This is a genomic window from Haloarcula sp. Atlit-7R, assembly GCF_003666065.1.
Lineage (GTDB): Archaea > Halobacteriota > Halobacteria > Halobacteriales > Haloarculaceae > Haloarcula > Haloarcula taiwanensis.
Genome location: NZ_QXIK01000020.1, coordinates 1 through 14,538 on the forward strand (window position 1 = coordinate 1; position 14,538 = coordinate 14,538).

Consider the following 14,538-nt stretch of genomic DNA (forward strand, 5'->3'; position numbering starts at 1 on the left):
CGACCGAGATCACCGACGCGTTCATCATATGGACGTACATCCAGGGCATTCTCGGGGTGAAGAACGCGGCGAACGGGTCGGTTAGTTTGGCGATTTCCATCCCGTTGCGGGTGACCATCTCGTAGCCTCGTGGGGTCTGCATCCAGGCGTTGACGATCAAGATCCAGAACCCCGACAGCCAGGCACCGAAGCCGACGAGTACCGACGAGATGACGTAGGTCCGATCCTTGACGCGATTGCGGCCGTACAGCAACACGCCGAGGAAGACGGCCTCTAAGAAGAACGCCATCTTCGCTTCGAAGGCCAGCGGGCCGCCGATCAGTTCACCGGCTACCTCGGCGAACTGTGGGAAGTTTGTGCCGAACTGGAAGCTCATCGGAATCCCGGTGACTGTACCCATTACGAAGCCGGCGGCGAAAACCTTCACCCAGAACGAGCGCAATCGCGTATACCGCTGCTCGTTCGTCCGCACGTCTTTCCAGGTAAAGTAGATGATAAACGGTGCAAGCCCGATCGAAAGGGACGCGAAGATGATGTGAACGGAAATTGTCCATCCGAACTGCATACGGCTCGCGAGTTCCGGAGGGAGGAATGCTGCCAACACTGGATCGACAGCACTCAATAGTGTGATTGGACCCATTCACCTTACGCTATGGCACAATAGCTTATGAGTAGCCTCACGGTTCCCACTTTGGAGCATTCACCACAACAGTATTGTATTATTAGAACCGTATTGCTTGTACACCTCAATCGCCGTATCAGTATACGATAGCTGATAGATAGAGTTGACCGCTCCCAGCGATGATCATCACAACGCCGGCGATTGCCGTTGGGTTCAGTGGGTCCCCAGACTCGTAGTCAAGGCACTCACACAGCACTGACAATATGTTCCGAGCCGACTGCGTTGTAACTGACGGCGTCGGGTCCAATGTCTTCGCCGCGTTATCGAGACTAAGGAACACAGCTTCGCCTGTATCGGAATTGCGGAGTTGCTTCCAGCGCCGGAGTGGCCGGATGGCATCGTTGAAGCGTTCATAAAACAATCACGGGGACTGGTTTCGCCAAACTCCGGATTGAAACAGCCGCCCAGAGAGTACGTTTACTGATCTTGAACTGCGCACTATTTTCTGTCTGGTATTGGTACGGCGGGATGATGGAGCCGCTTGAGATTGGATTACGGATTCTCGGTGGTATCATTCTCATCGGGGTGAACGCGTATTTCGTCGCGATCGAGTTCGCGCTGACCCGTGTCAGACAGTATTCCAAATCGGAGTTCGATACGCCCGGGCTTGAGCTTGCCTGGGAAATGACCACTGATCTGGAGTTTTACTTAACCACTTGCCAAGTCTGGATCTCCGCAACCAGTATCGCTCTCGGGATTATCGCCGAACCTGGACTAGCGGCTCTGATCGAACCGGTGTTCGAGAACACCACGTTCGCATCGGTCGGGGCTGGCTCGTTACTCGGGTTTCTTATTATCAATTTGGTCCACCTCACACACGGGGAACAGACGCCTACCTACCTTGGTGTCGAACGCTCCAAACAGGTCGCCCGGTATGGGTCACGGCCGCTGTACTGGTTTGCCAAGATACTCGCTCCAGCTATCTGGGTCGGTGATTCGGTTGCAAAGGCAACACTGGGCCTGTTCGGCATCGAGATGACTCAGGCATGGACAGAAACCGAAACAGAAGTCATCGAAACCCGCGCTGACCTTCGGAACCGGCTTGGATCGGTACTCGAAGAGGGTGAATTGCCTGCAGAGCGCCGTGAAGAGATTATGAACGCGTTGACGATTGGTGAACAATCAGTGAGAGAGGTCATGATCCCCACCGAAGAAATCATAGCCATATCAACGGAGGATTCAGCTGAAGCGAACTTCGCAAAGCTCGAGGAGCACCCTCATACACGGTATCCACTAATTGGTGAGGATTTGACTGAATTCCATGGGATCGTCTACAGTCCAGCTCTGTTCAGCCATCGTGAGGAACTCGCCAGTGGCAACGGTGCGTTCACTGAACTGGCGGCACCGACGATGACGCTTTCGCCCGATACCGATGTGAGCGACGCGATCGATCAGTTCCAGACAGAGCGACAAGAGATGGCTCTCATCATCGAAGACGGCGAGGTTATTGGACTGGTGACCGTCACTGACCTGCTGGAAACGATCATTGGTGATATCGAAGATCCGCTTGACCAAGGCAGCTCTAACGCACTCGAGTGAAAGATACCGAGCCATCAAAAAACAATTCCTTGTTAAGATGTACATCAGTGGACTCGCTATTTCTAACTGGTGCCGGAACCATCTTATGAGGCTGGCGTATTTTTCCCGGAGCGGGCTACAGATTGAGCAGATCGGACTGGTAGACATTCCACCTGTACCAATCGTTCATCGATGACTGCAACAAGGTTGCGAACGTTTCTATGACACGCTGAAGGAAGTCGCTATATGACACCGATCGGTCAATCGGTAGTGCCAACTCACCACTAACAGGTTCTATGGGGAGAAATTCCTGTTTGTGCGGAAATAGCACTACTATTTAGATCGTTAGAGAGTGCAGCTGAAGGCAGTATTCTATCTTTTGTAATTTCGAGATCCATCCTTGATGGCGTCGCCAATCACGGTATGAATGGACTCGAAGAAACTACTAGTTTCCAAACTACGCACGACGGCCAAATCTCTTGTATACTGGTGAACTTATCGTGTATCAGTAATTTTGTCTGCGCATCTTCCGAACTGAGCTAACCAACAATACGATCTTTTAGACACCTGCGTTGGTTAGCCTACTCACCGGAGATGAGATCATTTGCTTCGTCACGAGTCCGTTTCGCGGCCTCCTGAGCGTAGCCTTCGTGGGTTGTCTCGATGGATTTGTGCCGGAGCACGTCCTGTGCCAACTGCGGGTTCTCGCGATAGATTTCTCGCCCAAGGCCACGGCGAGCACCGTGTGGCTTCAGCGGCTCATCAAAGTCATACTCGGACCATTCACAGAGTTTGGCGAGGATATCCCGGGCCGACTGTGTGGTGATCGACGGTGTCGGGTCAAGTGCTTTCGCCGCGTTGTCGAGTCTGGGGAAGACGGCCTCGTTCTCGTCAGGCTCTCGAAGTTGCTTCCAGCGCCGAAGTGGACGGATAGCATCGTCGAGGATCGGCCCAGACTCTCGGGTACGGTTCTTGCCGAACACCTGCATTGTGCCAGCCTCTAGATCGACATGACGCCACCGGAGGCCGTTGCGTTCCTCGTCATCAGAAACAGCGACGAGTTCCGCGCTACGCGCACCTGAGTAAGCGAGTAGGAAGACGAGTGCCTGGTCGCGATAGGCCGCCGTGCGGTCGATGTCGTCGCTTTCGCCGGCCTTGTCGACGCGAGCGGTGGCTGTCGCACAAATAGCGTCGCGGTCCCGTGTGGTCCAGTACTGCTGGTCTGTTTCAGTCTCGTCGGTCGGGAGCGGCCCCTCGGCGTGGTTGGTCTTGGCCGGGTTCGTCGGAATCAGGCCCTCGTAGACAGCCCAGGTGAGAAATGAGCGGACGTAGGCGAAATAGCGACGGGCAGTCTCTGGTGAGATATCGTCCCGATCGTCGGCCCGGGCGAGGTCGCGAGCATACTGTCGGCAGAGATCATCGTCGATGTCTTCGGGACTGGAGATGTTATGTTGGTCCCGGGACCAAGCTGCGAACTTCCGCAGCACGCTCGCGACGTTCGTTCGGTAGCGCCCGGAGTCGATATCGACCAGTCGTTTCTCGATGGCCGATTCCAGGGCGTCAGCCCCGGGTGTAGCGTCGTACTCAGGCGGTCCACGATCCATGCTTCCCATACAGCGGCGGTCCGGGTAAAACTGGTGGTGCTTATTACGTTAATACAAACCTATCTACAAAACCAGAATATCGACGTTTCAGGCACTCTGTGTGAGAATATTCGGGCTTTCTGTGTCTGATAAAGTCTATGTAGCTATATCAATCTCGCTCAAATTCTGACCTTTGATAAACAACGAATCATCGCAGGGTCACGCATGAGATACCACCGGCGCTCTTCATGACACGGAGACGATTGAACTCGTGCATTGAGAGCGGCGGTCTCAACTTCTGTGGGGATGCCGAAGACCGAATTGTGTCGCAGTTTGTCGAGCAGGCACTCTAATCGGGGCAAGCGAAGGAAGGTAGTTCCATATGCATTGAGAACGCTGGTCTCAACTTCTGGTCGTGTACCCTTTCGAATAGAAATCGACATCAAAAGGGCCAGACAATCAAAATCCGGTGTCTAGAAATTCAGTCAGTCCTGAGATGTGATCTTACTCAAGTTCGGAATATATTCGCCGCTGTCAGTCGGCGATGTCACCCTTTCTAGTCCTCGTCATGCTACTACTCGTTGATTTGTCCCAGCAGCGTGTTCGAGACATGGCGGTTGGTCTCTTTCAGGTCGGTCATTTTTACGAATTAGGCTTCAGGACTTCCGACCGTCTATCACGAGTTCTGCAAGCCGGTCTGGGTTTTCCATCGCCAACTTGAGCAGTGCCTCGTGGTACTCCCGTTTCGGGATATCCCGTAAGCCAGCATCGCGGAGTTCACGTTTCACTTCGAAGTCGAGTATGTCCTCGAACTCGTCCCATGTGTCGGACCTCGGGTAGATAGCCTCCTGTGAGGCGTCGTCGTACGGGAACGCCGGTCGACGCTTCCAGTCGTTGCCGTCGTTTTCTGTAGACGGTTCCGACTGTTGGCGGTCGGTCTGATTTGGATCTGGCATAGGTTTTGATTTCGTCTCGCCCGCGTCGTCAGCGTCGTCGGCATCTTGCTGGGCCGCTGCGTCTTCAAGATCATCGAAACCCATTAACGACGCACCTCCCCAGTCTCGACGATTTTTGCGAGTTCGTCGTAACACTGGAGTTGATCGCACCCAGGGTCGTAGTCGCGCAACGGTACACCCTCATCGTTCGCATTGTCGATAGCCGCTCGGTGTCGAATACCAGGAAGGTCATGGTCATACGCTCCGTTATCCACGTTCTCCCAGTCCTCGGGTGAGAGATACGCGTAGTTCGGGACGTGTTTTGCGACGGCCTCGCGGGTGGTCATTTCCCGGAGTAGCCGGCGGTCGCGTGTGTCTTGGTCAATACGGTCGCTGAGGTCTGTCGGCGTCACGGCAAGAATGTCGAGATCGAAGTACTCCCGGGCTTCCATGACCAGGCGTTGGACTGTATTCGTCAACCCGGTCTCATAGCCGTTCTCTGGCCGGAGTGGGATGATAATGTTCCCGGTCGCATACATCGCATTGTCGTTAAGCTTCCCGCGATTGGCCGGACAGTCAATGACGATATAGTCGTACGTTTCGCCGAGCAGTTCGCCGACTAGTTCCTCTTTGAGACGTGTCGTCCCCATCGTAGCCTCCTTAAGCCCCGACTGGACGTCTTCTAGGTCAACGTGAGCTGGGAAAAGGTCGAGCCCATCACTAACGTTTGTTATGTAATCATGCGGGTCCGCGCCGTCAAGCAAGACATCGGCGGCGTGGTTCGTGTTCCAGCGCTCACCCCGGTACGCGTCGTCATGACCTAGAATAAGCGTCATGTGGCCGTTGTCGTCAAGATCGATCAGTAACGCGCGTTCGTTTCGATGGGCAAGCTCGCGCCCGAGGTTGATCGCTGTCGTTGTCTTTCCGAAGCCGCCTTTCAAGACGCCCACACTGACTGCGCGGGGCGTTGGTGCTTCATCACTCATAGCAGGCTTATCTACCTTAGGTGACTTAGCTGTTCTGCCTTAGGTAACTTAGATAGTGTACCTTAGACACCTAAGGTAGCTCATTTAGATGAGGTAGATTACGTAGGTGGAATAGCTGATGTATTTGAGACCACCAAGTTATGATTCCGTTATCAAAGAGCCGCATACCAAGTTAGCAGGATCGTCACGCCTAATGGTATCGTGAAATGACTAGCATCGCGACTAAACGTAGGTTATTACCCCAGCTCCCTGCAAATGTTTTATTTCGGCTGTGTTGAATCGCCATAAGGCGATTGAATTCACTGTTTGACGGCACGTTTGATGTTGTAGACGACACACATCAGAGCAATTTCTCGGAATTCACGGAACCAGGAACGCGCTCGCACGGCGAAGCCGAGCGAGCGCTTCACAGCCGAATTGACGGTCTCAGTCATAGAGCGCTGATTGTAGCGTTGTTTGTCGATTCTGGCGTTGTGAGCGTGGTCGTAAGGAGCGAAGATGCGGTGCTTGATGAGCGGTCTGATGCCGAGTTCACGGAGTGCTTTGCGGAGCGCTTGCTTGTCATAGCCTTTATCGGCCGCCAGAGACTGCAGATCGCCCGCGTTCCGGCGGGCGATCTGCTCAGCGAGGTCTGCGTCACTTCCCTCCCGAGTCGTCGAGCAGTGTACGTCAAGGATCGCTTGGGAGTCTGTATCGACGAGTTTCGTGACTTTCAGCTTCTGCACGCGGTAACTGATTCGCTGGCAGTAGTGGCGGCTCGCTGCTGAGCGTTCGTAGAACGTGGCATCGATTGCAGCGTGTTTCGATGGGTCGCGTAGCTGCGCCGACTGGCGCAGCAACACTCGACAGATGCTCATTTCGATCCGGTCGAATGCCTTACACAATGTGGATGGAGAGGGTAGATCGGCCGCTTCAAGGCCGATCTCCCCGGTTATTTGTGGCATCTCTTTGAGCAGGTCAATCGTCATTCGGTAGGACGCATCAAGGTAAATCCGCAGACAATGGAGGGAAACGAGGGCATAGTCGGCGAATCCGCCGCCACCTTCCGGGGCGGCGGATTCGTCTCCATCACCGGTAACAACTTGGGCAATCGGCACAATCTCACCAGTGAAGCGGGAGATTTGTGTCATAGGCAACCGAATCATCCCGCTTCAACTCCTTTGATTTAGCGACCTATCCCGACGCTGTCTAGTGATTCAACAGAGCCCGTTACAGAGATTTCGTGTTCCGGCGGCAACGTGATCGTCGCTGTCGAGGCTGCCGACGACCAGTACCCCGAGCACTCGATCTACGGCGGCACACACGATTGCGCTCCCGAGTGGGTCGAACCGCTAGAGCAATCCTAGTCTGACAGCAAGGGAACTCGCCCGTATTTTGTGAGCCTCCGCCGGGTGAGGGGTTTCCCGAACATGAGTCGCGAACTTATTTTGTTGCACGCAAGATAGCGTCGTCGTAGGGTTACTAATCCACAATTTTACGCCGCTAAAGACGGCTTTTTCGACCTCAGAAGACACAGCAGCCGCCACTCACAATATCTGCTGAAAAGTCAAAAAATTTTTATTTCACTCCATTGTTTCGGTGGCGACGTCGATTCCTCTCCTAGATACGTCCGGAGAAGGGAGTCAGGCGGCGGAACTCACGCATCCGGTACTCTTGTTCCCACCGGCACAGCGAGCTATAGTGCGGTGTCTCCTCAGAGCCGAACACAGCGGGAATACCGGGCATCTCGTTGAGATTGCTTCCGTCTCACGGAGACTCTTCTCCAGTTCGACACAGTACAGAATCAACGCGATCTGTACCCACTCGGCGTACCCGTCCGCGCTATCCGGAACCGACTTGACGGAGCCGATTGCTCTGACGGCCGACGATGACTAAGCTGGTCCGAACAGGTGGCATCTGGAACCGCCGTAGATTAGCCATTTTCCAGATGCCATTACCGTTACACTCTGTGCAGAGATGCTGGGATACAAAATTGAGAGGGGCAAATATAGATTCCGTATTTCAGGAAAAGTACAAAACACGAAAATACACGCACATATATGCCGTAGTAAAAATAAGCACGCATAGACGACCCTCTTTCTCGTAGATTTATTACCATATACCGACTCTCTGGTACTGAATCTCGACGCTCGGTTAATCTCTCTGATAGAAGGGACTAACGCGGTGTGAGATCGACACGGTATGCGAACAACTCGTTTGATTGGAGCGCGTCAGCGTGGTTGCAGACGACGTGCCGGATCATCACTTCATCGATTCCGACACGATCAGACAGTTGTTCAGGAAAGTCATTGAGTGTGTCCGGACTGTCGGAAATCGCCTGCGGCCACTCTCCGGCATCTAGTGTGGCGGGCGTCGGTTCGGGCACGGCCCCAAGCTCGTCGGTAGCCTCCTCAACCGATGGAGGCGTGCCAACGACCACTCGCTCCATCCGCTCGAACGACGCGTTGGTCACGGCTCGGAGCCGCGCCGATTCGTCGTCGGTTTCACCACAAACCGCATTCACTGCGACATTCTTGATAGCTTGTTGATACCGCCGTACAACTCCGACGATTCGAAGTGATCCCGGTACTTCTTGAACAAACGGGAGCCAGATCCGGTTGAATGTACGTGGCGAAACAGTAGCGCAGGCCGAGTTCGCAAGACAGTGCGGCGCTCAACTGACTTGGCCCAAGACCTCACGGAACGTGTATGTCTGAATTTGACTGGTGGATCTCGAGGTCACTGTAGGCATGACTGTTCGGGTAGCTATCGTAAAGGTGCGAAACGACAGCCTCGATTTTTTTTCGGCGTGGTCCTCGTCGGGGTTCTGGGCGCGACGGTCTGTCCCGAGTGCCCGGTCGACGGCCGGAGAGCCGTTGGCCCGCCCGAGTTCCGCATCGATCCGTCAGGGGGCAAGGCCATCGAGGGAGCCGAATAGCTCCGCGATTTTGAACGGACTGTAGTGATTGAGCAGAGCCGCCCCCGAACCGAGACGAATCGAGTCGGTTTCATCGGTGAGGTTGCCAAGCAGTACCTCGGGGGTTGTTCTGCGATCTTATTCCCCATGCTATGGTGTTATGCCATTCAGAACTAGAAATAGTCGAGGCGTTCGGCCTGATAGGCAGCATCGATGGTGTTCGCATGCGCACCAGTCGCAGTTCCGTAATCCGGGAACGGAGAGATAAATTGAGAGATCCATTTCCAGTCACAACAACTGTAGAATTGTACTATATTCAGGATACCTTATTTTGAGATGGTGACGGTCTTAGTACAGTGCGTAGCTTGGAACGTACCTGTTCAGGCACCTACCAAAGCCCTCCAAAACCCAAATTGATCGCACTCAAGCGGCCTCTGGCCATACTTCGATATAGTTAACCGTCTCAGCGGTTGCTTCAGAGTTTCGTCAGATGTCGTGCATACACCGGGTCTGCCAAAATCACTCCCAGTATTCAGTGATGGTCTGCTATCCATCATACTATACTTGCTTTGTGACAATCTTCTCAATGCAGTGCTGGTTACGAATCAAGTGATATCATACCTTTGACGACAGTTGGTTCCATCGCTCGGCGGAACGCAGCGTCGATGTCTTCGAGTTCGGATTGGAAGTCGATTATGCCCTCGACGTCGGCTTCGCCGTCGGCCAACAGGTCGACAGCCGCGTCGTAGGTGTTCTTGTACCGGAACGAGCCGTGGACATCGACTTCGTTGTCGATGAGTTCCAGCACGTCGATGGGGACCTCCGCTTCGCTGGCCAGGCCAACCAGGACGACAGTGCCGCCCCGACGGACCACGTCAATCGTCGACTTGATCGACGGCTCCGCGCCGGAGGCTTCGACGACCACATCAGCACCGACGCCGTCCGTGTACTCGGCGACCGCCGCATCGAGGTCCGTTTCGGCAACGTTGACTGCCAAGTCCGCGCCACGCTTTTCGGCGAACGCCAGCTTTTCGTCGACAACATCGGTTAGTATTACGTCCGTCGCGCCCGCGGCGCGCGCGGCCTCTAGCACCATCAGCCCGATAGGACCGGCTCCGGTTATCAGCACCGTATCGCCGGTTCCGACGCTGCCGCGGCGGCAGGCGTGGATTCCGACCGAAAGCGGCTCGCACAGCGCCCCCTCTGCGGTGGAGACGGACTCCGGTAGCGTGTAGGCGAAGTCGGCCGGCCACGAGACGTACTCCGTGAACGCGCCGTCGTGTGGCGGTGTCGCCATGAACCGAACGGATTCACAGAGGTGATAGTCGCCGCGCTTGCAGTGGGCACAGCGCCGGCATGGAACGCCGGGTTCGAGCGCGACGCGGTCGCCCGGTTCGTGGTCGGTTACGTTCTCGCCGACCTCGACGACTTCGCCAGCGCTCTCGTGTCCGAGGACGAGCGGGTCCTCGACGACGTAGTCGCCAATACGACCGTGTTCGTAGTAGTGGACGTCGGAGCCACAGATGCCCACGTCGCGCACGGCTACGAGTACGTCATCGGGCCCGGGCGACGGTCTGGGACGGTCCTCCAGCTCGAACTCAGTCGGTTCTACCAGTACAGCAGTTCGCATACCTGTTGGCACGGAACAGAGCCATAAAAATACACAGGGTGGGCCGCCACGTGCGGTTGCCGTGTCCAGTTACCACTCCGCGACACTCCCGTCCTCATGATGCCAGACCGGGTTGTACCAGTTGACCTCTGTCTGTGCCAGCTCGCGGATGTAGGCCTCGTCGATGTCGATACCGAGTCCAGAGCCGGTCGGTCGTTTGAGGTACCCATCTTCGAACTGGAACGTCTCCGGGTCCTCCAGAATCTTGAGTCGCTGGCTCGACGTCGGGTCGTGCAAGTCAAGGTCCTGTTCATGCAACACGACGTTCTGGGCGGAAAACCCGACCTGCAGGCTCGCCGCGAACGCGATGGGGCCGAGCGGGCAGTGTGGAACAACGGACACATCGAACGCTTCCGCCATCGACGCGACCTTGCGCATTTCGCTGATACCACCGACATGGGTCACGTCGGGCTGGAGTATCGACACCGCGTCATCGACGAGGAGGCGCTTGAAGTCGTAGCGCGAATAGAACCGTTCGCCAGTCGCTATCGGGACAGTCGTCCGCTCGGCGATACTGGCAAACGATTCGTCGTGTTCGGGGAGCAGCGGCTGGTCGATAAACATCAGATCAAACTGTTCGAGTCGCTCGACAAGATCTGCAGCCATCGGTTTCGAGACGCGGCCGTGGAAGTCGACGCCGACGAGGGCATCGCCACCGACGGCGTCACGGATTGCGGCCACGCGCTCGACCGCATGATCGACGGCATTCGGCGTCTCAATCGGCCGAAACTCGCGGGCGAAATTGAACTTGAACGCCCTGTAGCCGCGTTCCCTGTCCTCTCTTGCGGCGACAGCCACGTCTTCGGGGTCGTCGCCACCGAGCCACTGGTAGACGAGTAGCTTATCACGGACGTGCCCGCCGAGTAGTTCGTGCACTGGTGCACCGTAGTGCCGCCCCTTGATGTCCCAGAGCGCGTGGTCGATGCCCGCGAGCGCGCTCATGAGTATCGGCCCGCCGCGGAAGTACCCGCTCTGATAGAGCTTCCGCCAGTGATACTCGGTTCGAAGCGGGTCGGCCCCAAGGAGATACGCCTCGATAAGCTCGGTAACAGCGGCACGGACTGTCTCCAACCGGCCCTGAACGATGGGCTCGCCCCAGCCGACGATCCCCTCGTCAGTCTCCAGTTTTAGAAGCAACCACCGCGGCGGCACGGCGAACAGTTCGAAGTCGGTGATTTGCATAGCTATGTTATCTGCGAGGGAGTACTTGTAATGACTGGCTGCCGATACCAGCCGCCAGGGCGTATGACAGAGCTAGGCGTACATTTATGCTGGAGGCTGCCGGAGCACCAAGCGTACGCATGAGTGTACTTGACAGTTTCTCCCTCGACGGAGAGACAGCTATCGTCACCGGTGCCGCGCAGGGCCTCGGGAAACAGATGGCGACCGGTCTCACCGAGATGGGGGCCGACGTGGCTATCGCGGACGTGAACATCGAGAAGGCGGAACGGACGGCCTCAGAACTCGACGGTCAAACAGACGTCATCGCGACGGAGGTCGACGTGACGGACGAGGCCTCGGTCGAGGCGATGGTCGAAGACGTGACTGACCGCCTCGGACCGATCGACGTACTGGTCAACAACGCCGGAATCGTCGAGAACTCCCCTGCGGAGGAGACGAGCATCGAGTCATGGCGGCGGGTCGTGTCGGTCAACCTCGACGGCGTCTTCCTCTGTGCCAAACACGTCGGCCAGCAGATGCTCGAACGGGGCGAGGGGAGTATCGTCAACGTCTCCTCGATGTCAGGCTTCGACGTGAACGTCCCACAGAAACAGGCCAGCTACAACACGACGAAAGCCGGCGTCAGGATGCTGACCCAGTCACTGGCGGTCGAGTGGGGCAAGCAGGGCGTCCGCGTCAACGCTATTGCGCCCGGCTACATGCGGACCGAACTCGTCGACGAAGTGCTCGAAGAGAGCCCCGAGATGGAGGAGACATGGCTCGAAAACACGCCGATGGGCCGACTCGGCCGGCCTGAGGAACTGAAAGAACTCGTCGTCTACCTCGCGTCGGACGCGTCGTCGTACATGACGGGGTCGACCGTCGTGATGGACGGTGGCTACACCTCGCGGTGAAAGCGTCAGACTTCGGACAGCGAGTCGTCGGTCAGTGCAGCCAACCGATCTTTTGCGTCGGCCCACTCGCCAGTGGTACCCGGTTCGTATGTCGTCGTCTCGAACGCCGACTCGACCAACTGCCGCCCGGTTTCGATGTCAGAAACCGTTCCGGCGGCGACGGCCTGTGTGAGGACGTTTCCGACAGCCGTCGCCTCGACTGGCCCAGTCGACACTGGGCGGTCGGTGGCGTCGGCCAGTAACTGACAGAACAGTTCGTTCCGGACGCCGCCGCCACCGAGAACAATGCGCGATGGTGGATCATCGATGACTGCCGCGAGCGCGTCGAGTTCCAGCGCCGTTTTCGCCGCCAGGCTGTCGAGGAGACAGCGGACGATACCGCCCTGCCCTGTCGGAACGGGCTGGTCCGTTCGGCGACAGTAGGCCCGAATCTGGTCGGGCATCGGCTCGTCGATGCCGAACGCGTCGGCGTCCGTGTCGACGAGTGCGGTCCGTGGCGGGGCCTTCTCGGCGGCCGACAGCAGGTCGCCGTAGTCGACTGACTTCCCGGCCTCGCGCCACGCTTCGCGGCACTCTTCGAGCATAAAGAAGCCGTTGATGTTCTTCAGGAGCCGGACGGACCCGTCGACGCCGAGTTCGTTCGAGACGGCCTGTTCGAAGGCGGCGTCCGTCCGCACCGGGCCGTCGCGCTCGACGCCGAGGACGAACCACGACCCGGTGTTGAGGAACGCGGCGTCCTCGACGAGCGGGAGGCCGCCGACAGCCGCCGCCGTGTCGTGGCTCGCCGGAGTCACGATCTCCGGTGTGGAAGACAACCCCGAGACGACGTCGTCATCGACCGCCCCGAGACATTGTCCGGGTTCGGACAGGTCCGGGAGCAGGTCCGTTGGAACCGACAACTCGTCGAGCAGGTCGATGGCCCACGTTCGTTCCTCGGGGTCGACCATCTGCGTGGTCGAGGCAATCGTCACCTCGCCCACCGGCACCCCTCCAATCCGTGTTGACAGAAGCTGTGGCATCATGAGCAGGCCGTCGCTTTCTTCGAGGCGTTCGGGCTCCCGCTTGGCGATGGTATGGAGCTGCCACAGCGTGTTCGGCGTGTTCCAGTTCGTGATGCCGGTCGCGTCGAACAGCCGCCGCTTGCCGACGGCCTCGAACACTTGCTCGCGCGTGGCCGTTGACTCGGGGTCGCGGTATGATACCGGGTCCCGGAGCAGTTCGCCGTCGGCAAGGAGTCCGAAGTCGAGCCCCCAGGTGTCGATACCGACCGTGTCGAGGCCGTCGGCGCGGTCGTCGGCAACCCGGAGCCCGTCGCCGATGTGGTCGACCAGCGTGTCGACGTCCCAGACGTAGCGGCCGTCCCGCTCGACGGGTCGGTTGTCGAACCGGTGGACCTCCTGTACCGCGAACGAGGACTCGGTCACCTCGCCGAGGAACACCGTCCCGCCGCTCGCGCCGATGTCGATTGCGACGTGGTTCATGGGATGCTTTCAGGTGTGGTTCGCACGGGTGGTCACTGTCCGTAGCTGTCGAGCTTGTCGGCCAGCCGGTCGATCTCCTCGTCCGGGAGGATCTCCGGCTCGCCGATGGCCCGGGCCTGATGGTGGATGCGGGCGCAGTACTCGACCATCAGCGCGACCGTGTAGGCGTCGTCCAGCGACTCGCCGGCGGTCAGCACGCCGTGGTTGCGCAACAGCGTGGCGTTGAACGACTCGCCCAGCGCGTCGACGGCCGCTTCGCCGAGTTCTTCGGTCGCGTGTGTCCGGTATTCGGCGACGGGGACCTCTGTCCCGGTAAACGAGAGGAGGTAGTGCGAGGCCGGTATCGGCTCGCCCAGCGAGGCGAACGTCGTCGCGTACGGCGAGTGGGTGTGGACGACGCCGCCGACCGCCGGTCGCTCGCGGTAGACGGCCAGGTGCATCGGTAGCTCCGTCGACGGGTCGACGTCGCCCTCGACGACAGTGCCGTCCGTGTGTACGATCGGAACGTCTTCCGGTTCGATCTCTCCATAGGGGATTCCCGACGGGCTGATCGCGATGTGATTCTCGTCGAGCCGGGCGCTGAGATTTCCGCCAGTCCCGGTTGTCAGGTCGTCGTCGAGCAGGCTCCGGCCGTACTCGCAGATAGCGTTACGCGTCTCGTAGTGTGAAATGTCTTGAGCTGTCATGTGTCGTGTGTCGATAACTGTCGGTCG

Annotated in this window: 11 protein-coding genes and 3 pseudogenes; 2 read left to right on the forward strand and 12 right to left on the reverse strand. The window is 57.7% G+C overall.

Going from position 1 to position 14,538, the window contains the following annotated elements; translation table 11 throughout:
• Both D3D01_RS20705 and D3D01_RS24705 read right to left on the reverse strand, forming a co-directional pair.
• Positions 1–640 (reverse strand): cytochrome ubiquinol oxidase subunit I (locus tag D3D01_RS20705; protein WP_147439963.1); only part of this gene is annotated, 640 nt, incomplete at its 3' end.
• Positions 641–830: 190 nt separating this feature from the next.
• Positions 831–1,025, reverse strand: a pseudogene (locus D3D01_RS24705) (hypothetical protein); the annotation flags it as partial.
• A 128-nt stretch (positions 1,026–1,153) separates the two neighbouring features.
• Here D3D01_RS24705 and D3D01_RS20715 point away from each other — a divergent pair.
• The gene (locus D3D01_RS20715; RefSeq protein WP_199725539.1) at positions 1,154–2,221 is read left to right on the forward strand and encodes a CNNM domain-containing protein; all 1,068 of its coding nucleotides are present in this window, start codon (positions 1,154–1,156) and stop codon (positions 2,219–2,221) included.
• Between the two features lie 560 nt (positions 2,222–2,781).
• On the opposite strand, the gene D3D01_RS20720 is transcribed toward D3D01_RS20715, so the two are convergent.
• The 8 genes and pseudogenes from D3D01_RS20720 to dgoD form a co-directional block, all read right to left on the reverse strand.
• Complete coding sequence (locus tag D3D01_RS20720) at positions 2,782–3,804, reverse strand: site-specific integrase (RefSeq protein ID WP_121513598.1); 1,023 nt, start codon at positions 3,802–3,804, stop codon at positions 2,782–2,784.
• Positions 3,805–4,439: 635 nt separating this feature from the next.
• Positions 4,440–4,823: a hypothetical protein gene (locus D3D01_RS20725; protein WP_121513599.1), complete on the reverse strand. Its 384-nt coding sequence runs from the start codon at positions 4,821–4,823 to the stop codon at positions 4,440–4,442.
• On the reverse strand, positions 4,823–5,704 hold the full coding sequence (locus D3D01_RS20730; protein ID WP_121513600.1) for a ParA family protein: 882 nt from the start codon (positions 5,702–5,704) through the stop codon (positions 4,823–4,825). Before D3D01_RS20730 ends, D3D01_RS20725 begins: the two co-directional genes overlap by 1 nt.
• A gap of 299 nt (positions 5,705–6,003) precedes the next feature.
• Entirely contained in the window at positions 6,004–6,834 is an 831-nt protein-coding gene (locus tag D3D01_RS20735) for an IS5 family transposase (RefSeq protein ID WP_121513619.1), read from the reverse strand.
• 493 nt (positions 6,835–7,327) lie between these two features.
• Positions 7,328–7,554 (reverse strand): annotated as a pseudogene (locus D3D01_RS20740) (IS5/IS1182 family transposase); the annotation flags it as partial.
• 305 nt (positions 7,555–7,859) lie between these two features.
• Positions 7,860–8,878, reverse strand: a pseudogene (locus D3D01_RS20745) (MsnO8 family LLM class oxidoreductase).
• A 320-nt stretch (positions 8,879–9,198) separates the two neighbouring features.
• Positions 9,199–10,230: an NAD(P)-dependent alcohol dehydrogenase gene (locus tag D3D01_RS20750; protein WP_101351956.1), complete on the reverse strand. Its 1,032-nt coding sequence runs from the start codon at positions 10,228–10,230 to the stop codon at positions 9,199–9,201.
• A gap of 69 nt (positions 10,231–10,299) precedes the next feature.
• Positions 10,300–11,451, reverse strand: a complete 1,152-nt coding sequence (gene dgoD / locus D3D01_RS20755) for a galactonate dehydratase (RefSeq protein ID WP_121513601.1) — start codon at positions 11,449–11,451, stop codon at positions 10,300–10,302.
• A 119-nt stretch (positions 11,452–11,570) separates the two neighbouring features.
• On the opposite strand from dgoD, the gene D3D01_RS20760 reads away from it, so the two are divergent.
• Positions 11,571–12,344 (forward strand): SDR family NAD(P)-dependent oxidoreductase, encoded by a 774-nt coding sequence (locus tag D3D01_RS20760; protein WP_121513602.1) that lies wholly within the window; start codon positions 11,571–11,573, stop codon positions 12,342–12,344.
• A gap of 5 nt (positions 12,345–12,349) precedes the next feature.
• On the opposite strand, the gene D3D01_RS20765 is transcribed toward D3D01_RS20760, so the two are convergent.
• Together D3D01_RS20765 and D3D01_RS20770 are read right to left on the reverse strand one after the other, a co-directional pair.
• Positions 12,350–13,825, reverse strand: coding sequence for a rhamnulokinase family protein (locus D3D01_RS20765; RefSeq protein WP_121513603.1), 1,476 nt, complete (start codon positions 13,823–13,825; stop codon positions 12,350–12,352).
• Positions 13,826–13,857: 32 nt separating this feature from the next.
• Positions 13,858–14,511, reverse strand: a complete 654-nt coding sequence (locus D3D01_RS20770; RefSeq protein WP_101351960.1) for a class II aldolase/adducin family protein — start codon at positions 14,509–14,511, stop codon at positions 13,858–13,860.
• Positions 14,512–14,538 lie beyond the last annotated feature (27 nt).